22 protein-coding genes are annotated in these 21464 nt (G+C 45.7%); 18 read left to right on the forward strand and 4 right to left on the reverse strand.

What is annotated here, in order from left to right:
• Positions 1-9: 9 nt before the first annotated feature.
• Both P403_RS0112480 and P403_RS0112485 read left to right on the forward strand, forming a co-directional pair.
• The gene (locus P403_RS0112480; RefSeq protein WP_029332949.1) at positions 10-726 is read left to right on the forward strand and encodes a tRNA (adenine(22)-N(1))-methyltransferase; all 717 of its coding nucleotides are present in this window, start codon (positions 10-12) and stop codon (positions 724-726) included.
• Positions 726-1841 (forward strand): Nif3-like dinuclear metal center hexameric protein, encoded by a 1116-nt coding sequence (locus P403_RS0112485; RefSeq protein WP_029332950.1) that lies wholly within the window; start codon positions 726-728, stop codon positions 1839-1841. The genes P403_RS0112480 and P403_RS0112485 overlap by 1 nt, the downstream gene beginning before the upstream one ends.
• Positions 1842-2072: 231 nt before the next feature.
• Here the strand turns inward: P403_RS0112485 and P403_RS0112490 are convergent, their stop codons facing one another.
• Positions 2073-3020 (reverse strand): 4-hydroxy-3-methylbut-2-enyl diphosphate reductase, encoded by a 948-nt coding sequence (locus P403_RS0112490; RefSeq protein WP_029332951.1) that lies wholly within the window; start codon positions 3018-3020, stop codon positions 2073-2075.
• A gap of 147 nt (positions 3021-3167) precedes the next feature.
• Here P403_RS0112490 and P403_RS16890 point away from each other — a divergent pair, with 147 nt between their 5' ends.
• The 9 genes from P403_RS16890 (at position 3168) to P403_RS0112530 (ending at position 11492) form a co-directional block, all read left to right on the forward strand.
• Positions 3168-4043 (forward strand): hypothetical protein, encoded by an 876-nt coding sequence (locus tag P403_RS16890; RefSeq protein WP_235195210.1) that lies wholly within the window; start codon positions 3168-3170, stop codon positions 4041-4043.
• Between the two features lie 14 nt (positions 4044-4057).
• Complete coding sequence (locus tag P403_RS16895; protein ID WP_235195211.1) at positions 4058-4954, forward strand: two-component system sensor histidine kinase NtrB; 897 nt, start codon at positions 4058-4060, stop codon at positions 4952-4954.
• Entirely contained in the window at positions 4944-5897 is a 954-nt protein-coding gene (locus P403_RS0112500) for a sugar ABC transporter substrate-binding protein (RefSeq protein ID WP_029332952.1), read from the forward strand. Before P403_RS16895 ends, P403_RS0112500 begins: the two co-directional genes overlap by 11 nt.
• 68 nt (positions 5898-5965) lie before the next feature.
• The gene (locus P403_RS0112505) at positions 5966-7318 is read left to right on the forward strand and encodes a DEAD/DEAH box helicase (RefSeq protein WP_034801484.1); all 1353 of its coding nucleotides are present in this window, start codon (positions 5966-5968) and stop codon (positions 7316-7318) included.
• 104 nt (positions 7319-7422) lie between these two features.
• Positions 7423-8322 carry a deoxyribonuclease IV gene (locus P403_RS0112510; protein ID WP_029332954.1) on the forward strand — a complete coding sequence of 300 codons (900 nt, stop codon included), beginning with the start codon at positions 7423-7425 and terminating at the stop codon, positions 8320-8322.
• Positions 8323-8341: 19 nt separating this feature from the next.
• On the forward strand, positions 8342-8956 hold the full coding sequence (locus tag P403_RS0112515) for a hypothetical protein (protein WP_029332955.1): 615 nt from the start codon (positions 8342-8344) through the stop codon (positions 8954-8956).
• A 127-nt stretch (positions 8957-9083) separates the two neighbouring features.
• Positions 9084-9320 (forward strand): FeoA family protein, encoded by a 237-nt coding sequence (locus P403_RS0112520; protein WP_029332956.1) that lies wholly within the window; start codon positions 9084-9086, stop codon positions 9318-9320.
• Positions 9317-11293: a ferrous iron transport protein B gene (gene feoB, locus P403_RS0112525; protein ID WP_029332957.1), complete on the forward strand. Its 1977-nt coding sequence runs from the start codon at positions 9317-9319 to the stop codon at positions 11291-11293. The genes P403_RS0112520 and feoB overlap by 4 nt, the downstream gene beginning before the upstream one ends.
• Positions 11294-11309: 16 nt before the next feature.
• Positions 11310-11492: a FeoB-associated Cys-rich membrane protein gene (locus tag P403_RS0112530; protein ID WP_029332958.1), complete on the forward strand. Its 183-nt coding sequence runs from the start codon at positions 11310-11312 to the stop codon at positions 11490-11492.
• Positions 11493-11547: 55 nt separating this feature from the next.
• Here the strand turns inward: P403_RS0112530 and P403_RS16085 are convergent, their stop codons facing one another.
• The 3 genes from P403_RS16085 to P403_RS0112545 all read right to left on the reverse strand — a co-directional run bounded on the left by P403_RS16085 (position 11548) and on the right by P403_RS0112545 (position 15489).
• The gene (locus tag P403_RS16085) at positions 11548-11721 is read right to left on the reverse strand and encodes a XapX domain-containing protein (RefSeq protein ID WP_014969827.1); all 174 of its coding nucleotides are present in this window, start codon (positions 11719-11721) and stop codon (positions 11548-11550) included.
• Between the two features lie 73 nt (positions 11722-11794).
• Positions 11795-13954 (reverse strand): RNA degradosome polyphosphate kinase, encoded by a 2160-nt coding sequence (locus tag P403_RS0112540; protein ID WP_029332959.1) that lies wholly within the window; start codon positions 13952-13954, stop codon positions 11795-11797.
• The gene (locus P403_RS0112545) at positions 13951-15489 is read right to left on the reverse strand and encodes a Ppx/GppA phosphatase family protein (RefSeq protein ID WP_029332960.1); all 1539 of its coding nucleotides are present in this window, start codon (positions 15487-15489) and stop codon (positions 13951-13953) included. The genes P403_RS0112540 and P403_RS0112545 overlap by 4 nt, the downstream gene beginning before the upstream one ends.
• A 217-nt stretch (positions 15490-15706) precedes the next feature.
• On the opposite strand from P403_RS0112545, the gene P403_RS0112550 reads away from it, so the two are divergent.
• The 7 genes from P403_RS0112550 to P403_RS0112580 all read left to right on the forward strand — a co-directional run bounded on the left by P403_RS0112550 (position 15707) and on the right by P403_RS0112580 (position 21460).
• The gene (locus P403_RS0112550) at positions 15707-16474 is read left to right on the forward strand and encodes a metal ABC transporter ATP-binding protein (protein ID WP_029332961.1); all 768 of its coding nucleotides are present in this window, start codon (positions 15707-15709) and stop codon (positions 16472-16474) included.
• Entirely contained in the window at positions 16471-17340 is an 870-nt protein-coding gene (locus P403_RS0112555) for a metal ABC transporter permease (protein WP_029332962.1), read from the forward strand. The genes P403_RS0112550 and P403_RS0112555 overlap by 4 nt, the downstream gene beginning before the upstream one ends.
• Positions 17312-17737: a Fur family transcriptional regulator gene (locus P403_RS0112560; protein WP_029332963.1), complete on the forward strand. Its 426-nt coding sequence runs from the start codon at positions 17312-17314 to the stop codon at positions 17735-17737. Before P403_RS0112555 ends, P403_RS0112560 begins: the two co-directional genes overlap by 29 nt.
• Positions 17738-17922: 185 nt before the next feature.
• Entirely contained in the window at positions 17923-19359 is a 1437-nt protein-coding gene (locus P403_RS0112565) for a bifunctional ADP-dependent NAD(P)H-hydrate dehydratase/NAD(P)H-hydrate epimerase (RefSeq protein WP_034801486.1), read from the forward strand.
• 223 nt (positions 19360-19582) lie between these two features.
• Positions 19583-19969 carry a GntR family transcriptional regulator gene (locus P403_RS0112570; protein ID WP_029332965.1) on the forward strand — a complete coding sequence of 129 codons (387 nt, stop codon included), beginning with the start codon at positions 19583-19585 and terminating at the stop codon, positions 19967-19969.
• Positions 19962-20642, forward strand: a complete 681-nt coding sequence (locus tag P403_RS0112575; protein ID WP_029332966.1) for an ATP-binding cassette domain-containing protein — start codon at positions 19962-19964, stop codon at positions 20640-20642. The genes P403_RS0112570 and P403_RS0112575 overlap by 8 nt, the downstream gene beginning before the upstream one ends.
• On the forward strand, positions 20639-21460 hold the full coding sequence (locus tag P403_RS0112580; RefSeq protein ID WP_029332967.1) for an ABC transporter permease: 822 nt from the start codon (positions 20639-20641) through the stop codon (positions 21458-21460). Before P403_RS0112575 ends, P403_RS0112580 begins: the two co-directional genes overlap by 4 nt.
• Positions 21461-21464 lie beyond the last annotated feature (4 nt).

Raw genomic sequence — 21464 nt, forward strand, 5'->3', positions numbered from 1 at the left:
TGACATACATTGCAAACACACGTTACATTAGATCAACGATTAAAAAAAGTAGTCTCATATATTCCCCAAGGAGCAGTCCTCGCGGATATTGGTTCCGATCACGCATTCGTCCCGTGTTATTGTATCCAACAAGGCTTAGTCGAACGTGCCATCGCAGGCGAAGTCAATGTGGGGCCGATGGAAGCGGCACAAGGGCAGGTCGCGCTTGTTCAATTAGATGAACAGATTGAAGTACGTCTCGGGAGCGGTTTGACGGTTCTCGCTCCAGGAGAAGTAACGGCTGTGACGATTGCTGGCATGGGTGGAACACTCATCGCAACGATTTTAGAGGAAGGGAAGGCGCATTTATCGGGCGAAGAACGCTTGATTCTTCAACCGAACGTCGATGCTGTCGATGTTCGAAAATGGTTACTTGAACATGGATATGCGTTACTATCGGAAGCCATCGTTAAAGAGAATGGAAAGATTTACGAGATTCTCGTTGCAGAAAAAGGAGAAGAAATGATTTACGCAGAGGACGTGGACATCCGGAAGTGGGAATTGTTATTTGGACCACAACTCATGCGGGAAAAAGCACCTGCTTTCATTGAAAAATGGCAAGCGGAACAACAAAAGCGTCAATTTATTTTAGAACAAATGCAGCGTGGGAATGACTCGGAGCTCCTCCAAGAAAAAATCACGACGATCCGCCGCTTAATCGAAAAAATGAAAGAGGTGACGAGCTGATGGCGAACGGTCAATTGATTATCGAACAGTTTGAAGCATTTTCACCGAAAAAATTTGCGATGCCAGGGGATCCGATCGGTCTACAAATCGGTACGCTGAATAAAGACGTGAAGCGTGTCATGGTGACGCTTGACGTCTTGGAGTCGGTCGTCGATGAAGCAATTGAAAAAGGCATCGATTTAATCATTGCCCATCACCCACCGATTTTTAGTAAATTAGCGCAAGTCAACGATCAATCGGCGACCGGTAGAATCGTCATGAAGTGTATCGAACATAAGATTGCCGTTTACGCGGCGCATACGAATCTTGACGTAACGCAAGGCGGCGTTAATGATTTGATGGCAGAAGCCATCGGACTGACCGACACAACGGTTTTGGCACCTACATTTGAAAACGCGGTCTATAAGCTTGTTGTCTTCGTTCCGCAAGAAGCCGTACAACAGGTATCAGAAGCGCTTACGAAGGCAGGAGCAGGACAAAACGGTGCTTACAGCGCTTGTCAGTTCCATAGTGTAGGGACTGGGCAATTTAAACCTGAGACTGGGACAGTACCTTACATTGGCAATATCGGACAAGTCGAACGAGTTTCTGAAGTCCGAATTGAGACGATCGTTACGGAACTGAATCAAAAACAAGTGATTCGTGCGATGAAAAAAGCGCATCCCTATGAAGAAGTCGCTTATGATATCATGCGCCAGGAGCAAACAGCTGAGCCGTTAGGGCTTGGGAGAATCGGTTACCTCGAACAACCGGTGTCGTTACGTCAGTTCGCAGAGCATGTTCGTGATGTGTTCGGTGTTGAAAACCTGCGTTTTGTTGGAGAAGCGGACCGTCTGATAAAAAAAGTCGCCGTACTCGGTGGAGACGGCAATAAACATGTTTCAACAGCGGCGTTTGCTGGGGCGGATGTCCTCGTGACGGGCGATCTGTACTTCCACGTCGCCCATGATGCAATGGCGCTCGGCTTAGCAGTCGTCGATCCTGGACATCACGTCGAGTCAGTCATGAAACAAGGCGTCGTCAATGAGCTGAAGAAACGTTTTGAGGAACGAAAAATCCGCGACGTCGAATTGGTCGTCTCGACGGCAAACACGAATCCATTCAAATTTTTATGAACGCAAAAAAACCGTACTGCACTTTAAAGTGCAGTACGGTTTTTAGCGTGTAGACAAAGTGATATCGGAAGATAAAAGCGTCTTTTTTCGTTGTTTTCCTCGGGCGAGGCGCAAGCCATTGCTCCTTGGTCCTCACGGCCAACGAGCAGGGTCTTGCCTGCCTATGAACGTGCGTTGAAAACGTACTTTTCCCGTAGGAGTCAACGAAACATGACGCTTTTTAGGTGTCTATTACAAGATTTTTACTTTTGGTAAAATCCGACGCAATTCAAGAAATGGTGTTTTATCATGTGTGCTGATATCAGCTGGGTCATACTGCTGTAAGAAATCGATGACTTTTTTCGTGATTGGTGTTGGTGTAGAAGCCCCTGACGTGACACCGACTTGATTCACGCCTTCGAGCCATGTTAAATCAAGTTCAGTCAAATCACCGATGCGGTGAGCTGGCGTACCTGCGATATCAAATGAAACTTGTGCCAAACGGTTCGAGTTGTTCGAACGTGGATCGCCGACGACGATCACAAGATCACAATCGCCCGCTTGATCGGCGACAGCTTCTTGACGGACTTGCGTCGCGTTACAAATTTCATTATGGACTTCGACGTGCGGGTACTTTTTACGGACATGTTCCATTAAGGCCTGGACATCCCACTGACTCATCGTCGTTTGATTCGTGACGATGATTTTTTTTGTTGATAAGTGGGCAGGTAATGCTTCGATGTCTTCGACTTTTTCAATCAAATGGACATGTTCCGGAGCGACGCCAACTGCACCTTCTGGTTCCGGGTGTCCGTGTTTTCCGACGTAGATGACTTCATAGTCATCAGCGACGACGGTCCGGATTAAATCATGTGTGCGCGTGACATCAGGACATGTCGCATCGACGACTGTTAATTTTTTTTCAGCAGCGCGTGCATAGACGGCAGGTGAAATTCCGTGTGCTGTAAAGATGACCGTTCCTTCTTTAATGGTTTCGAGTGCTTCAAGACGATCAGGACCATCTACTGTCAAAACACCCATTCGTTCAAATTCATGTGTAACGTGCGCATTATGGACGATCATACCGAGAATATGGATAGGTCGTGGCAAATTTTCATTCATTGCGGCTTGTTGCGCTAACTTCATCGCGTCAACGACACCATAACAATAACCACGAGGGCTGATTTTTTTTACTAACATAAGTGTTGATTCTCCTTTAGCGTAGAAAGAATGATTAGTTAGAGTGTACCATTGATTGCAGATGATTGAAAATAGAGGAGTCTATTCAGGAGCGATAACATGATATACTAATTGAGTTGTAAAAATCATGGAGAAGGAGGCTATACGTTGGAGACAAAAAAGATGATGCGGTCTTACTTTTTTCAAATCACCGCTGTTTTGTTCATTCTAATTTGTCTGGTCATCGCGGCACTTGCTTTCACGGCTGACCGTGTGACGATTTCACGGGTTGAACAGCAAACGGAAAAACAAAGTGAAAACAGTGTTGAGGTCTCGAGTAACGCGCTCCGTGATAGTATCGGGAATTTACATGAAGAAATCATGGGTCTGCAAGTGAATGTCAACAATATGAATGAATTAGAACGAGTCGTTCGCGAAACGAACTTACTCGATATCGATACGGGGTTTAAGAGTTTTTTCTACTATGATTTAAAGACTAAAAAATTCACATGGTTTTCGAGTGAAGATCGACGCATCAAAGATTCAAAGATTCTAGAAGATGATGATTTTCTTCAAGCCTTAACGAGTACAGACTTTCATATGAGTAAACGGTATCCGTTGCAGTCGGATTATCTTACGTATATGTATGTTCCGGTTCGTAACGGCAGTGAACGGGTTGGGATTTTTGGTGGTGGATTAAGTCTGATGAATTCACTTGTCTTTCGAAATTCACTCGAATCGTTCGACGACGAAACGATGGCCTATCTTTTTAACAGTAAAGGAGAGCCACTCGCGACGTCACGAAACCTCGTGACCGACAAAGAACGTGTCTTGACTCAAAGTGTCGTCGACCGGGCATTTCAAACGGTAGAACCATACGATATCTTCAGTACGAACAAAGACATGTATTATTTTGCACGTGATTTAAAAGTGACGGATTGGAAAATTCTTGTTCGGACACCCCGGAGTGTCTTTTACGAACCGGTGTATACGACACGACAACAATACCTTGTCATCGCAGCGTTGACGCTCGTCCCAGTCTAATCGTAGGGTACCTCATGTCACGTCAACTGACGGCCCCCTTACTCGAGCTCGTACAAAAAATCGAAAAAAGCACGACGCCACAACCGATTGAACTAGAACGCTCGGGGTCGAACGAAGTAAAAACATTAGTGTCTGCTTACAATGAGTATGCCCAGCGGATGGAAAACGCGCGAGTCGAACAATTGAGTCAACAACAAGCGATGTTGCACCAAAAAAAATTAGCCTCGCTCGGTCAGCTCGCGGCAGGAATCGCGCATGAAATCCGCAATCCATTGACGCCAGTCAAAATGACGCTCCAACTTTTGACGGAGCAAGAGAACAATAGTCCAGAAATGTTGGCGTTAGCCTTGTCAGAACTAGATCGTGCCAATGCAATGATTGAGACGATGCTCGACCTCTCTAAAGGTGGAGGGGAAGTATTAAAGATGTCGATGATTGACATGAATGAATTCATGAAAAAATTTAAATTCATCATGGAAGCAGAAGCGCGTTTACACGCCGAGACATACGCAGAAGCCGCAGATTGTAAAATTTATACGCCAGCGCATATGCCGAATCTCTATGCCTCTGAAAATGGATTGTCACAAATCTTGTCGAACTGTGTTCGTAATGCCTTACAAGCAGTCCAGTCGCGTGGTGCAGATGGGATTTGTCATTTGCATCTACACGTCTACACGAATCAATTCGTCTTCATCGTTCAAGATAATGGTGTCGGCATGACGGAACCCCAACTCGAAACGATTGGGCAAGCCTTTAAGACATCGAAAGCGGATGGAAATGGTTTAGGTCTCTATATGTCAAGTCGCATCGTTCGTGAGCATAATGGGAAAATAGAGTTCGATAGCAAGGTTGGTGTCGGTACGACAGTCCAAATTCACTTACCGCGAGGAGGAGACCAGGATGAAGTTTAATAAGTCATGGTTGCTCGTCCTCTTTGTTTGGACGGCCTCAATCCTGCTGATTTCAAATCTGTTCGTAGGTCAGGAGGAAAATCCTGACCGTGACGTTGTCGCCTTTACGATTGTCAACGATAAACATGAATTCGCCCAACGGTTGATTACAGCGTTTAAAGCTGAGGCGAAAGCAAATAAGTATGAAGCCGTCGTTGCGACGTCACATAACTCCCGCATCAGTGAACGCGAGCAAATTCGTGAATTCATCAAATTGAAGGTCGACGCAATATTTATCACGACGTTTGACGATGTTTATATTACGAGCGCATTAGAAGAAGCAGAACAAAATGGAATTCCCGTTTTTGCGATTGACCGGTTGATTCGATCTGATGCAGTCGTCAGCTCGGTGACGTCGAACAATCAGATGATTGGTGAACAACTTGCTTCATATGTCAAAAACGAACTGATTAGACGAAATGGAACTGCAACAGGAAAAGTCGTTGAAATTACGGGAACGACGAACGTATACACGACGAATGAACGGCATACTGGATTTGTTAAAGGAATCGTGACAGAACCCGGGATATCGATTGTCAATTCAGCAAGTGGTGACTATGATCCGGTGACATCAGAACGCGTCATGCGCCGGATCATCGAGTCCGGCACGGAATTCGATGCGGTCTACTGTCACAATGACGATATTGCGTTAGGTGTGCTCGAAGCCTTGAAAAAAGCAGACATTTCCGGAAAAATAGTTGTCGGAATCGACGGGAATCGTGCTATATTAGAAGCTGTTGACATGAAATCGATGGATGCGACGGTTGTCCAGTCCGCTGAAGAGATGATGCAAGTCGCCTTCAGCGCGTTGAAGCTTCATACGAAAAATAAAAAAATTCCAGATCGTTTCTATACGTATTCTTATCTGTATGACGGTAGTAGACCCATACCCATGTTGAACTAAGTAAATAGATGATAAAAGTGACACAATCACTTTTAGTTGTTTAAGCAGGAGAAAGGAAGGTGACGAAGATGAATGGATTTACCCATTTTGATTTGCACCCGTTCGTCGTCGAAGCACTCGAAGACGCACGTATTAAAAAACCAACGGATATTCAATCACGGATTATTCCGGCTGCCCTTAAGGGTCGCGATATCATTGGTCAATCACAAACTGGAACAGGGAAGACATTGTCATTCCTCTTACCGATGGTTCAAAACATCAATCCAGAATTACAAGAAATGCAAGCGATCATCGTTGCACCGACACGTGAATTAGCATGGCAAATCCACGAAGAATTAAAATCAATTCTCGTGAAGAACCCAGACTATATCAAAACGAGCCTCATCACAGGTGGGATGGATCGTGAACGTCAAATCGGGCGCGTCAAAGTTTCACCACAAATCGTCATCGGAACACCGGGACGGATTTTAGACCTCTTTAAAGAGCAAGCGTTAAAACCGCACTTCGTCAAAAACTATGTCATCGATGAAGCCGATCAAATGCTCGATATGGGCTTCTTGCCTGAAGTGGACCGGATTGCCCAAGCGCTTCCTGAGAAACTTCAGATGATGGTCTTCTCAGCGACGATTCCTGAGAAACTTCAACCGTTTCTCAAGAAGTATATGAACAACCCACGTTATGCACATGTTGATCCAAAACAACAGACGGCGAAAAAAATCGTCCACCATACGGTTCCCGTCAAGCACCGTGATCGTTCAGACTTAGCGTTGAAATTAGCAAAAGCACTCAATCCGTATATCTGTCTCGTCTTTACGAACACGAAAACAGAAGCGATTGAACTTGAAGCATCATTCCTTGAAGCAGGCTTGAATGTCGGTTCACTCCACGGTGACCTACCCGCACGACGCCGGAAACAAGCAATCAAAGAAATCAATGAAGCGAAATTCCAATACGTTATCGTAACGGACTTAGCAGCACGCGGCATTGATATCTCGGGTGTCTCGCATGTCATCAACCACGGGATTCCGAAAGATCTTGATTTTTATGTGCACCGTGTCGGCCGGACGGGTCGAGTCGACCAAGAAGGACTTGCGTACACGTTGTTTGAAGATCATGAGAATGGTTCAATCAACCGCCTTGAAGACCGTGGCATCGAATTCATCAACGTCGATGTCAAGAGTGGTCAAGTCAGCGAAGTCAAAGAACGTCGTCGTGCGAAACCACACATGAAGACGGCTGTCTCGAAAACGGCACATAGCCGTTTATCAGGTGAAGCGGCTAAAGCGAAAAAACGCGTCAAACCTGGCTATAAAAAGAAACACCAGTATAAGTTAAAAGAAACAGCAAAACGTGAACGGATTAAAGAACAGCGTGGCGTCGGACGTGCAGAACGTAAGGCAAATGCGAGTAAATCAAAATAAGTCATGTTTCCCTATGGGTGAGAAGAACCTTCTTATCCGTAGGTTTTTTTGTTTTTTTTCCGACATTTGGTACACTGTAGAAAGAGCGAAAGGTGGAATACAGGATGAAAATTGGTTCACACGTCTCCTTATCGGGGAAAAAGATGTTACTTGGTGCAAGTGAGGAAGCGGCTTCATATGGCGCGACAACAATGATGGTGTATACAGGCGCACCGCAAAACACAAGAAGAAAACCGATTGAAGAGCTACGGATTGCAGAAGGATTACAGCATATGGAGGCGAATGGGATTGAAGAAATCGTCGTCCATGCCCCATATATCATCAATCTCGGCAATACGACGAAACCGGAAACTTTTGAACTAGCGGTATCGTTCCTCGGTGAAGAAATCCGGCGAGCGGAAGCACTTGAAAAGGCGCAACATATCGTCTTACACCCGGGTGCCCATGTCGGTGCCGGTGAGGATATCGGAATTAAACGAATCATCGAAGGATTGAACGAAGTCTTATCTGGAAATGAAAAAGTAAAAATCGCGCTCGAGACGATGGCCGGAAAAGGGTCTGAAATCGGGAAGACATTTGAAGAATTGGCACAAATCATTGATGGGGTCACACACAACGACCGTTTGTCGATCTGCCTCGATACGTGTCACGTCCATGATGCAGGATACGATATCGTCCATGATTTAGACGGTGTCCTCGAACGGTTTGACCGAATCGTCGGGATTGATCGTCTTGGTGTCATTCATGTCAATGATTCGAAAAACGTCCGTGGTGCGAAAAAAGACCGTCATGAAAACATTGGCTTTGGTGAGATTGGATTTGATACATTACATCGGATTGTCCATCATGACGCGCTTGCACACCTACCGAAGATTTTAGAAACACCGTATATCGGTTTGGATCCAAAAAAGAAGGTAGCGCCTTACAAAGAAGAAATCGCGATGTTACGTTCAGGGAACTTTGATGCAGAGTGGCGTTTACCGCTCATCGGTACATCCATCTAAACGAGAGAGGTGTTAGTTCGTGTGCCATCTACTAGTCGTTGATGAATCAGATTTTGCTTTACGGCAGGCGGTCGTTCATTATTATGAAACGAAGGAACCCTTTTATTTACCAGCAGATTTAGAAGCGGGTGAAGAAGTTTTTTTAGCGACAAAAATGGGGATAATCGCTTATGCGGAAACGTTGTTCAGTGAGTATACGACACGCCCATCTGATCCTCACTGGCGAGTAGAGGCAGACGGAGTCGAGCGGACATATGCGTGTCTTGATTTAATTAGCGTCGATTTACATCATCCGTTACTTGGCACACCACTGACCGATTTGAAGGTTGAATCGGGGATGGTTCAGGTGAGCGTTCGTCAACGCTTGGTCGAGGCGTGGCAGTACGGGTATTTAGAAACCGACGTTACGACGATTGAGGAAGCGAAGCAACGCAGGCAGGAGAAATTTCATGAGCGGAATCATATCGGTCAGTTAGCGGAAGCTTGCGAACATTGTGGGCAAACAAATCAGTCGATTTTAGAGTGGCATCAGGAAAACAATCAGTTCCTGACGCTCTGTCCTTCATGCCATCGGTTAGCCCATCAAAGGTCTGATTCTTTAACCGATGTTGCCGCAACCTCAGATGAACCGTAAGAAAGTTGATAGTGACAAGATGTTCACACATCGAATCACTATCAGCTTTTTTTATTTTAAAGGAACGTGCTATAATCAATAATGATAATTGTTATCAATGAAAAATGTATTAGATGGGGGAACCATAATGATTGATTTAGCAACGATTCCAATCAACAAACCCGTTGTTATGACCAACTTAAATAAAATCGAGGATCGATTGCGAAGACGTTTACTCGCGCTTGGTTTTTATGAAGGCTGTCCAGTCGTTGTCAAGAGACGGGCGAGCTTTCAAGGTCCTCTGACAATAGAACAAAGAGATCATCATCAAATGATTGCGATTCGTCGCAGCGATGCAAAAAAGATTGAGGTGTATTCACCATGACGCAACGGATTGCTTTACTCGGTAACCCGAACACAGGGAAGACGTCATTATTCAACCGCTTGACCGGATCATATGCCCATGTCGGCAACTGGTCAGGAGTAACGGTGGATAAAAAAATCGGAAAATTACACGGTGGGCGGGGACACCTAGTCGATTTGCCCGGCGTCTACGATTTGGACCCGTTATCGGCCGATGAAGCGGTCGTCGCCCGTTTTTTAATGGAAGAACAATTCGATGCTATGATTAATATCATCGATGCATCGCAGTTAGAGCGGAACTTGCAATTGACGGCACAGCTGCTTGAGATTGGAAAACCACTCCAAATTGGATTGAATATGATTGACGTCGCGATCAATCGGGGAACACAGATTGATGCGAAGGCACTTGCCGCGGCACTTGGGGTAGAAGTATTTCCGATTGTCGCCCGGACTGGAGACGGTTGTGATGTATTATTAACATCACTCCACACAGAAGACGTTACTCCACTGCATATTGACTACGGAGAGGCAACGGAACAGGCGATTACAGCAATTATGGAACAAGCAACGCTGCAATTGAACGAACGCTGGATGGCTGTCCAATACTTGGCTGGGAATCGTGTTTTCGTTGAACACCTGGAGCGACGTTCACCTCCAATTATCGAAATTCGAAAACAACTCGAAGCTCAACTCGGTCGTTTCATTCATGCTCACATTACAGAGTGTCGCCGAAACTGGGCAATCGCGATGCGAGCGAGTGCTGTCGTCGAAGAGAAGACGGATCAAAAAACGTGGACCGACCGGATTGATACAGTCGTTACGCATCCGATTTTCGGGTTACCAATCTTTTTCGCCGTATTGTACGGATTATTTCATATCACATTTAATTGGGTCGGCTCTCCATTATCGGACCTCTTATCGGCCTTCATCGAAGGACCGCTCTCAGCAGGTGTTGTATGGATACTAAGTGTAATCGGGGCATCTGGATTCATCCAAGATTTATTAATTGATGGCGTCATTGCAGGGGTCGGTGGTGTATTAGTGTTTGTCCCGCAAATCTTCGTCTTGTTTTTCTTCATCTCATTTCTCGAAGATTCAGGGTACATGGCTCGCGTCGCAATCGTCATGGACCGTTTCATGCAAATGGTTGGCTTGAACGGAAAAAGTTTTATTCCGATGATCATCGGTTTCGGCTGTAACGTTCCTGGTATCATGGCAGCACGTTCGGTCGAAGAAGAGCGGGAACGACTTGTGACGATTTTCATCTCACCGTTCATGTCTTGTTCAGCACGACTGCCGATTTATGCCGTATTCGCGGGTAGCTTTTTTGCGAGTAATCAAGCATTGATTGTCTTATCACTTTATATTTTAGGGATCGTACTTGCGCTGATTGCGGCAAAAGTATTTTCAAAAATCCTAGCGGCCGAAGATGCGACAAGTCTCTTCATGGTCGAACAACCACCATACCGAGTACCACAATGGTTGACGTTATGGCGGAGTACATGGCAAAAAGGAAAAGGGTTTGTTCGAAAAGCCGGTACGTTCATCTTTGGGGGATCGGTCGTCATTTGGTTACTCGCTTATACGGGACCAGCTGGATTCGATGTCAATATGAATGATAGTTTTCTCGCGATGATCGGTGGAGTGATTGCAATGCTCCTCGTTCCAATCGGCTTCGGGACATGGCAGGCAGGTGCTGCCTTAATCACTGGATTTTTGGCGAAGGAAGTCGTTGTCTCGACGATGGCCATCATCTATGCGGTGAATGAGTCAGAACTCGGTCGTCAGTTGTCAGGGCAGTTCACGCCACTCAGTGCCTATAGTTTCATGGCATTCGTATTACTGTATGTCCCGTGTCTTGCGACCGTCGCCGTCATTCGACGTGAAGTCGGAAGCGCGAAGCTGACGTGGGTTGCAAGTCTCTATGGACTGTTCGTCGCCTATGGTGTCTCCTTCATCATTTATCAAACAGGTCTACTACTCGGTTTTTCATAAGCTTGGAGGGAATTACATGCATCTTGTCGATATCATGATTGGATTGATCATTTTTGGATACGCAGGTTATTCTTTAGTTCGTTTTACGAAAAAGGCGAAAAAGGGAAAATGTGCGACGTGTGAAGTAGAACCAACGTGTAAAACAGCTTGTGATGATGTGAACTGGGATCATGTCATCGCCGAAGCATTGAAGAAATAAAAAAACGTTCGTCTCGTCCTAAAAAAGGGATGAGGCGAACGTTTTTTTGGTTTCATTAAAACGGCCAACGATCGGCAACGAATAGAAATACTTTCATTCCGAGGAAGACACCAAAAATTCCGACGATTGCGGGGAAGACAGGTGGTGCCGGGATTGGTAATTTAAGAGCGGTAAAGACGACACCACAAATGATGCCGGCAAGTAGCGATAATAAAATTTGTTGTAGCATGAGTTCCAGTCCTTTCTTCATATAAAAACGCTTACACTTTCATTATATGAAGATGTCTGACGTTAAACAACATTTATTTTTGAGGTGATTGTGGCTCGAACGAGATTTTATCTTCCTTTCGTTCAATGGCAATCCATTTATGTTCGAGTGGGTTTTCGAATGATGGTTTTGATTTTAATTTGTCGTTCGTATAATGTTGAATCAAGATTTGCGATTCACATGCTTGTTTACCACGCGTGACGTAAGCGTATTCTCCATCCGCCCCTTGTTCCCGTGCTTTGACATTGTCCGCCAGTGTCATCGCGAGGCAATCCTTCAAGTACTCTTTATGATCTTCATCGATGATCGGGAATAAGATTTCAATGCGTTTGCGCATATTTCGTGTCATCCAGTCGGCACTCGAACAGTAAATCAGTTCTTCTCCGTTATGGTGGAAATAAAAGATTCGTGAGTGCTCCAAGTATCGATCGACGACAGACGTGACTCTGATGTTTTCTGAAACACCTTTGATTTGTGGACGGAGACAACAGACGCCACGGACAATCAGTTCGATGCGGACACCGGCACGTGATGCTTGATAGAGCTTCGTGATGATTTCTTTTTCCGTCAAACTGTTCATCTTCGCGACGATTCGACCGTTGCCATGTTTTTTATGAAATTTGATCTCGTCTTCAATCAATGACAAGAATTTTTCAAGCATCGAATTAGGGGACGTGTGGATTGCATTCCATTTCGGTTGTTCCCCGTATCCGGATAACCAGTTGAAGAAGTTTGTCGCATCTTCCGCTAATTGTTCGCGGACGGTCAGTAGACCGATGTCGGTATAAAGTTTCGCCGTTGAATCGTTATAATTTCCCGTCCCGAGATGGACGAAGCGTTGAATTCGTCCTTCTTGGAGACGGACGATCAAGGTGATTTTTGAGTGCGTCTTTAAGTCACTATACCCATAGATGACGTGGGCACCGACTTTTTCAAGTTGTTTTGCCCACTCGATGTTCTTCGCTTCATCAAACCGGGCTTTCAGCTCGACGAGAACGGTAACCTGTTTCCCGTTTTCGACGGCCGTCTTTAAAGCTTTAATGATAGGGGAGTCCCCTGAGACACGGTAAAGCGTTTGTTTAATTGCGAGTACGTTCGGATCATTAGCCGCCTGACCAATCAGACGGACGATTGGATCGAACGTATGGTACGGGTGATGTAACAAATAATCGCGTTGTAAAATCTGATCGAATAAATTTTTCGATTGTTCGAGCGCAGGTGGTTCGACTGGCATGATCGTTTGATAGATCAGGTGGTCGTACTCGACACCAATTTGACTATAAAAGGCGAAAGCGAACGTTAAATCGATTGGACCGTCGACGGCGAAAATATCGCGATCTTGTAAGTCGAGCACGTCGCGTAACATGTTGAGGAGTTCTGTATTGATGGCATTCTTTTGAATCTCGAGACGAATCCCGACCCCCCATCGGCGTTTTTTTAATTCCTTTTCAATCAGTTTCAAAATGTCGTGTGTCCCTTCTTCATGAAACGGGAGATCGGCATTTCGTGTGATGCGAAATGGCATCGCAGACAGAACACGATAACCTTTAAAGAGCGAATCGATGAAGGAGATAATGACATCTTCGAGTAAGATGACGGCCGTCGTCTCTTCATCGTCGACCGGTAAATCGACGAACCGCGGTAAGACGGCAGGGACTTGGACGAGCGCTAAGTTCCGCTTTGAACCATCCTCTGCTTCGAGTGCAGTCGCGATATTGAGCGACTTCGATGATAACATCGGAAAGGGGCGATAGGCATCGACTGCGACCGGCGTCAGGACAGGGAAAACTTGATCACGGAAAAACGCCTTCACATATTCGGCCTGAACTTCGTTTAATTCCTCGTGCTTTAAAAAGAAAATCGACTCTTTCTTTAAAGCAGTACTAATTTCCTTGAATGCCTCATATTGCTGTTCGACGAGCTCTTTTGTTTTCGCGGCAATTGCGCGCAGTTGCTGCTTCGGCGTCAACTGCTGTTTGTTTTCCGGCTTGTTGAACCCGGCGAGGACCTCATCCTTTAATCCACCGACACGTACCATATAAAATTCGTCCAGGTTGGAGCTGAAAATTCCTAAAAACTTCAGTCGTTCCATCAACGGATTTCGTGTATCTAAGACTTCTCCGAGCACACGTTCATTAAACTGGAGCCAACTGATTTCGCGATTATTAAAGTAGTCTGGAGAATCGAATTTCATGAAGAAAGACTTCCTTTCGTTTGCAGTTCAATCGACTGGTCGATGACACGTTCGAGATGTTTTTTTTGTTTTTCGGCTTTTTCGACTTCGAATCCATAATCATGATCACCCGTATCGAGCGTCAGGAGAAGTGCCTCATTTTCAATGTGCAGTTCGACACTGTCGACGGCGCGACGCTCCGTCACGTCGAGGGCATCGGCAAGCTTAAGAAGTGATCCAAGCAAATCAAACCGCTCGATTGATTTATCGGAAAACCAATCTTTAAATGGTTTCAAGAGTTGTTGCATCCGTTTTGACGATGAGTAAGAACTGACGAGGGCGAGCGCAAGGCGATCTTTATGCGTCATGCCTTTCAAGTCCGTATTCGTCAATAAATAAAAGGTCTGGTTCGAACGCGTATCAGGATTGATATACTGTCCGCAGTAAAGCAGACGACTCGCCGAATCAAGTAGTCGCAAATCGGCGGCGCGTTCCGGAATGATGTCGAGTGAGACGAGTTGACGGTAAAGTGATTTAGCAAGGGTGCCAAGATAATTCATCCGGTCGCGATTGACTTTATAATCGCTCTCGAGTTGAAACAGGCTTTCTTCGCGAACGTTCTCAACACGGCGTTGGTTACCTTCATGTAAGTCGTACTCATAGACGAGTCCTTCACGCAAACCGTAGTTACTCATCACGAACTGGTCAGCCTCGATATGTAACGCAAGTTCGTGAATCGCAATCAAGGCAGGTAGGAAGATATCGACGCGATCTTTTGATAACCCTTCAATTTTCCCAAGGTGTTTGGGTGACTTGTCTTCGAGTTCATCTACAAGTTTACCAAGTTCTTTTGTCCGGACTTGATATTGATGGATCCCGTGAAGTGGATAATCGAGAGTCGACTGATGGATGCGGACGAAGTTTCGGGCAGAACCGCCGACGCCGATCAAAGGTAATTTTTTGTCCTTGAGCCATGGTATTTCAGCGAACTGTTCGCGTAAAAATTTGATCAGTTTCTTTTTTTCACCGGACGTCATCGTCTCACCGGAGATAAACTGGCGTGTCAACGTGACGGCTCCGAACGGAAAACTGTGATAGGCGACCATCTCGCGATTTTCGATTAACGTCACTTCCATCGAACCGCCGCCGATGTCGACGGAATAACCATCTGTCAAGAAGGTCGAGTTAATGATGGCGAAATAGCCATAGTAGGCTTCTTGCTCGTCGGATAGGATACGCATCGAAAATGGAGTCGTCTGGTCAACGGTCTCAACGATTTCCTGGCGATTCGTGGCATTTCGAATGGCAGCTGTCGCGACGCAGAACGTTTCTTCGACGTTATGCGTCAAACCGATTTCATGAAACCGTTGGAGTGTGTCAGATAAGATGTCGATGCCCGCTTGATCGAGTGCTCCGTCTTGATCGATATGAGCGGATAGTCGAGCGACCACCTTCACGTTAATTTTTTCGATGTAGCGACCTGAATCGATTGGATGGAAGATGACGTAACGGATCGAGTTCGATCCGATGTCGATGACTGCTAATTCGTTTTTCAAAGATATCCCGACTCCTTTCACATATAGTAAACTGTTCCCGAAACGATACGGTGAGAAACGGGAGTGTATCTTTCTTTATTGTACCTTGTCCTCGACTGAAAAAACGTCAACTCGTGAAAAAGTTACATCAGTTGCAACCGTCAGAGGGCAGGGCTATAATGGAAAAGTTGATAAGACGTAATTATTCCGTTTTAAAAAACGGAAGGAGTGAAGCCAAATGAATGAACCGATTATTGAGATTAATCAAGTAACGTATGATTACCCGGATCGCCGTGTATTGAACAATGTGTCATTCACAGTCGAGCAAGGACAATTTCTCGCCATCGTTGGCGAAAATGGATCCGGGAAGTCGACGTTAATTAAATGTATGCTTGGGTTGTTGAACCCAAAAGGATCGATTCGCCTGTTCGGACAAAATCAATCAGACTTTAACGACTGGTGGCGGATCAGCTATGTCTCACAAAAAGCAGCCTCGTTCAACTCCGGTTTTCCTGTAACGGTCGCTGAAGTCGTCGAAATGGGGCTGTACGCGAAAAAAGGGTTATTTCGCCGTGTAACGAAACAAGATCGTGAAAAAGTGAAAACGGCGCTTGAGACAGTCGGGATGTGGGAACGGCGCGACTCGAAGGTCGGTGATTTATCGGGGGGGCAACAACAACGCGTCTTTATCGCGCGTGCACTCGTCAATGATCCGGACTTGATGATTCTCGATGAACCGACAGTCGGTGTCGACCAGCGGTATGTCAAAGAATTTTATGAAATTTTAGAAGAACTACGACGTGATAAGAAGCGGACGTTTGTCCTCGTCACGCATGATATTCATTTTGTCAGTAAGCTCGTCACGGACGTCATTCATCTCGTGGACGGACGTCTTGGTTGCAACTGTGGTATTAAGGAATACTGGGAACTTGATGAGCAGACGATTCGTTCGCTTTATCCGGTACCGGGACGTGTGCTTATCCATGAAGGGGAGGGCGTCCAGTGATTGAAGCCTTTATGACATTAAAATTTTTACAGTACGCACTCGTCGCAGCAGTGTTGATTGGGTTTACGGCCCCATTGATTGGGTCGTTCGTCGTCGTACGCCGGATGAGTCTCATCGCCGATGCCTTGTCTCACGTCACACTTGCTGGAATTGCACTCAGTCTGTTGATTTCAGGGATGGTCGCAAGTTTATCCGGTTTGAATCCTCTTTACTTAGGGATTGTGACCGCCGTCATCGCGGCGTTGACGATTGACTGGTTGCGCGCGAAATATAAACATTTTCAAGAACTTGCGATTCCGATCATTATGGCGACCGGGATGGGACTTGGGGCAATTTTTATCAGCTTGGCGAATGGGTTTTCAATGGACTTAGTGTCCTTTTTGTTCGGAACGGTCTCGGCTGTCACATTGACGGATGTCTACACCATTTTAATCGTGACGGGAATCGTTATCTTGTTCGTCATCGCTTTTTATAAGGAATTACTTTTTTTATCCTTTGATGAAGAACAGGCACGTGTCTCGGGTATTCGTTTACGTCTTGTGCATATTTTATTTATGATTGTCGTAGCGCTCGTCATTGCAATCAGTATGCGCGTCGTCGGCATTTTACTCGTCTCTAGTTTAATCACATTACCCGTCGCAGCGGCGCTTCGTTTTGCAAAAAGTTTCAAGACGACCATTTTGTTTGCAATCATCTTTGGTGAAGTCGCGACGGTCGCCGGGTTGATTCTTGCCTATCAATTCGATTTAGCACCTGGCGGAATGATTGTCATGCTTGCTGTTGCTGAACTCATCATCGTGATGTTAGTGGAACGGTTTTGGATTGGAGGAAAAACGCATGCAGAAACAGATCGAACAAGCGCGTGAACAAATGAAAGCTTCCGGATTTAAAGCAACGCCGAAGCGGCTTGATTTACTGGCGTATCTCTTTGAAGCGAACCGGTATGTCAGTGCTCGAGAAATCGCGGAAGAATTACGGACCTCTCATCCATCGTTAAGTTACGATACGATTTACCGTAACTTAAACGACTTTGCGGAAATCAATATTTTAGAGACGACGGAACTCGATGGTGAAATGAAATATCGTGCTGCTTGTCAGTCAGGCCAACATCATCATCATTTAATCTGTCGTGCTTGTGGAAAGACGCAAACGCTGAACGTGTGCCCGATGGAATTAATGTCACCAATCAAAGCGTCTGGTTTTGAGGTCGAAGATCATAAGTTTGAAATCTATGGTCGGTGTGCCGATTGCCAATCTGTCTGACTCAGAAAAATTTCTTCTAGAGGATCATATGAGAATGAAGAGGAACAAGTTAATTTTAAACAAAACAGTCAAGAAAAAAGGATTGCCATACTTAAGTGGGCAATCCCTTTTTTGGTTTCAGCATCGACCACCTTTGTTGCATAGTTCCATGGAAAACGGGAATAGGACGAACAGAGGTGATTGGAATGATTTATGATGCAAATGAAGCAAGGCAAATTGATGAATGGGCACGGACATCGGGGTTGCCGGTCGAAGTGCTGATGGAACGGGCCGGGCAACATGTCGCGGCCGAGATGAAGCAACGGCATACCAAGACGGACCGAATTTTAATCATTTGTGGAACAGGTAATAATGGAGGGGATGGATACGTCATCGCCCGTGAGTTGATACGAGACAGCTATGACGTGACGGTCCAAGCTCCGCTTGGTCCAACCAAGACGGAGACGGCACGGCTCCATGAAACGTATGCTGAAAAATTTGGTGTCGTCGCAGAGCCACCTTGTGGACAATATGATGTGATTATCGATGCGCTCTTCGGGACAGGGTTTGATCCGAAACGAATCAATGAGGTGACGGAAAAAACTTTTGATATGGTGAAAGACCAACGCAGGCAAGGAGCAATCGTTTATGCGATTGATGTGCCGAGCGGAGTACCGTCAGATGCTGCGTCCGATTTTTCTTTTGAGGCGGTTCAAGCGACGCGGACGTTTTGCCTCCACGCCTATAAACGGTCCGCCTTCTTACTGAAGACGTCTCCGTTTTATGGAAAACTCGAGCTCGTCGATATCGGATTACCGAACGTAGCGGAATGGGAACTGTTCGAGGAACCGATCGATCGTTTGTTTGAACGGCAACACGATGGACATAAAGGGACCTATGGCACGGCACTGTTGATTGGCGGAAGCGAGACGATGCCGGGATCGATTCAACTCGCGACACGGGCGGCTTTACGAACCGGTGTCGGAAAGTTACAGGTCGCAACAGTCGATTCAGCTAAAATCGGATTATTAATCAACGCGCCGGAAGCGATGGTACTAAATCAGACGACGGAAACGATTCAAGCGATGCTTGATCAAGTGACCGCTGTCGGAATCGGACCGGGACTGACTTCGGATAAAATAGCGGACTGGATTGAACTGGCTTTTACTAAAGATATTCCCGTTGTCCTCGATGCGGCGGCACTGATTCGCGAAGATTATCCAGAACGACGAGCCCCGATTGTTGTAACGCCACATATCGGTGAGTTCTCACGAATGACGAACAAGGCAGTCGCAGACATTCAAGATGATTTATTTGAAGCGGCATCGGATTATGCGGTGCTTCATCAAGTGACGGTTGTGTTGAAGTCGCATGTCATCTTGGTCGCTAAACCGGACGGGGGAGGATACGTCATTTCCGGAGCATCAAGTGGACTTGCAAAAGGTGGTAGTGGCGATACACTATTTGGTTTGATCACCAGTCTGCTCGCCCAACGTGACTACCACGATCAAGGAACGGTTGAACATTTAATCGCGATGGGAGTCGCTTGGTATGCACGGGCTTCTAAACGGATTGAACAACGTATTCATCCAAGCAGTATCATTGCGACGGATTTGATTGATGAATTGGCACGACGAATCTAAATCGTCTGCATACCCGACTTTCAGAGGCAGTCAAGATTTTGCGCCTCACCCGAGGAAAGCAACGACTAAAGACGCTTAATCTCCCGATTGCCCGTTGTCTGCAGACTGAAATCACTTCGAAAAAGAAGTGATTTTTTTTGTTGACCTATGACTGTATTATAAGTATCATACAGTCATAGGGTGTATTAGTGTTTTAATACAGTATAACGATGGAGGTGGCAACATGCCGATGCAATTTGATCAACGGAGTCCTGTCTACCTACAGGTCATCCGATGGTTCAAAGAACGAATCGCGACGGAAGAATTGGAACGTGGCCAGGAAATTCCTTCACGACGCGAAATCGCTGCTCAACTAGGAATCAATCCGAACACCGCCCAAAAAGCATACAAGGAAATGGAGGAACAACACTTGATTACGACTGAACGAAATGTCCCGAGTAAAATTACGACGGATCCGGAAATCGTCTCGAAGGTCCGGACGGAATTGTTAAATGAAGCTGTCGAACAGTTTGTGCATTCAATCCAAGCGATTCAAGTCCCGCTTGATGAAGTCGTCATGAAAATCGAACATCTATACGAAACGAAAGAACGGGGGAAAATCGATGCTTGAGGTACATGGTCTAAAAAAACGCTTTGGACGAAAACGTCCCGTCTTGAACGGTGTATCGTTTTCTGTCAAACCGGATACGTTAACGTGTTTAATCGGTTTAAACGGGGAAGGGAAATCGACGATTCTTAAAGGCATCGTCGGTCTGATTCCGATGGACGCGGGCAGTATCATCGTCGACGGGACAACGTCGCGCGAAAAAATCGCTTTTGTGCCGGATGTCCAGACGATGCCGAGTTATATGACGATCGGCGATGCGCTTACATACATGAACGATTATTATTCGGACTGGAACGAGCAGACGGCAGACGAATTGATGGCGACATTCAAACTGTTATCGACGGATAAAATTAATGAGCTCTCAAAAGGAAATCAGGCAAAAGTCAATTTACTACTCGGTTTCGCCTTAGATCGACCGTATCTGTTACTGGACGAACCGTTTGCCGGGATTGATTTGTTTACGAAAGAACAGATTGCCTGGATTTTTTCGAGTCATTATATGGAAGGGCGCGGCATCTTGATGACGACGCATGAAATCGTCGAAGTCGAGCATTTGATTGACCGTGTGATTTTTTTGCAGGACGGACAAATCATTGACGAACACGATACGGAAGAAATGCGGGAAATTCACCGAAAATCCGTCCAAGACCGGATGCGGGAGGTGTATCAGCGATGAAAAAGTATTTGATGTTAACGAATGAAGAAATCAAACGGAGCAGTAAATTGTATTTAATCGTGGTCGGTGCATTAATCGTGCTCGAACTACTGTCAGTCGTCGTCAAGACGATGTTATACGAACGAAGCATCGAGACGTTCATGCGGATGAACCAAGCCTCCGAACTCGAGGCGGTCAATTCATACGGAACATTTTCTTTTGCGGCAGCGACCTCGATTTTTGATTACATCATGATGATTGGTGTCGCGTATATCGTCGTACTTGCCTTACAAATCTGGTACCGCGAATGGATTGGGGAGTCGAAGCATATCTATCGACTCTTACTTTTACCCGGTAGCCGTGTCTCGATTTATTTTGCGAAACTGACGACCGTCCTGCTCGTGACGGTGAGTTTGATCGGCTTGCAGTGGCTGACGGTTATCGCAAGTTATGGTCTATTTGACTGGTTGTTACCAAAAGACCATAAATTCCCGACCGGTTTGATTTCGGATGGAGGATTGCTCCAAATATTTTATTCGATGAATATCGAGGATGTCTTCATCTTATTGGTGATGTCTTGCGTCGTCATCAATCTGTTGTTTTTCATCGTCCTGATTGAGCGGTCGTTCCGAAAATCACGGGCGATGATCCAGCTGATAGCCGAAGCAATGATTTTAATCCTGCCATTCGGACTCGTGATGTATATCACAGAAGGTCCACTGTCCGGTTTATTGTTAAGAGTAGAATACGTGACGTTGTATCTTGTCTTATTATCGATCGGCTTCTTCTATATCGGCTTTAGAAGCATTCGCTTAGTCCAAAACAAACTATCCGTTTAAGGGG

This window comes from Exiguobacterium oxidotolerans JCM 12280, assembly GCF_000702625.1.
Lineage (GTDB): Bacteria > Bacillota > Bacilli > Exiguobacteriales > Exiguobacteriaceae > Exiguobacterium_A > Exiguobacterium_A oxidotolerans.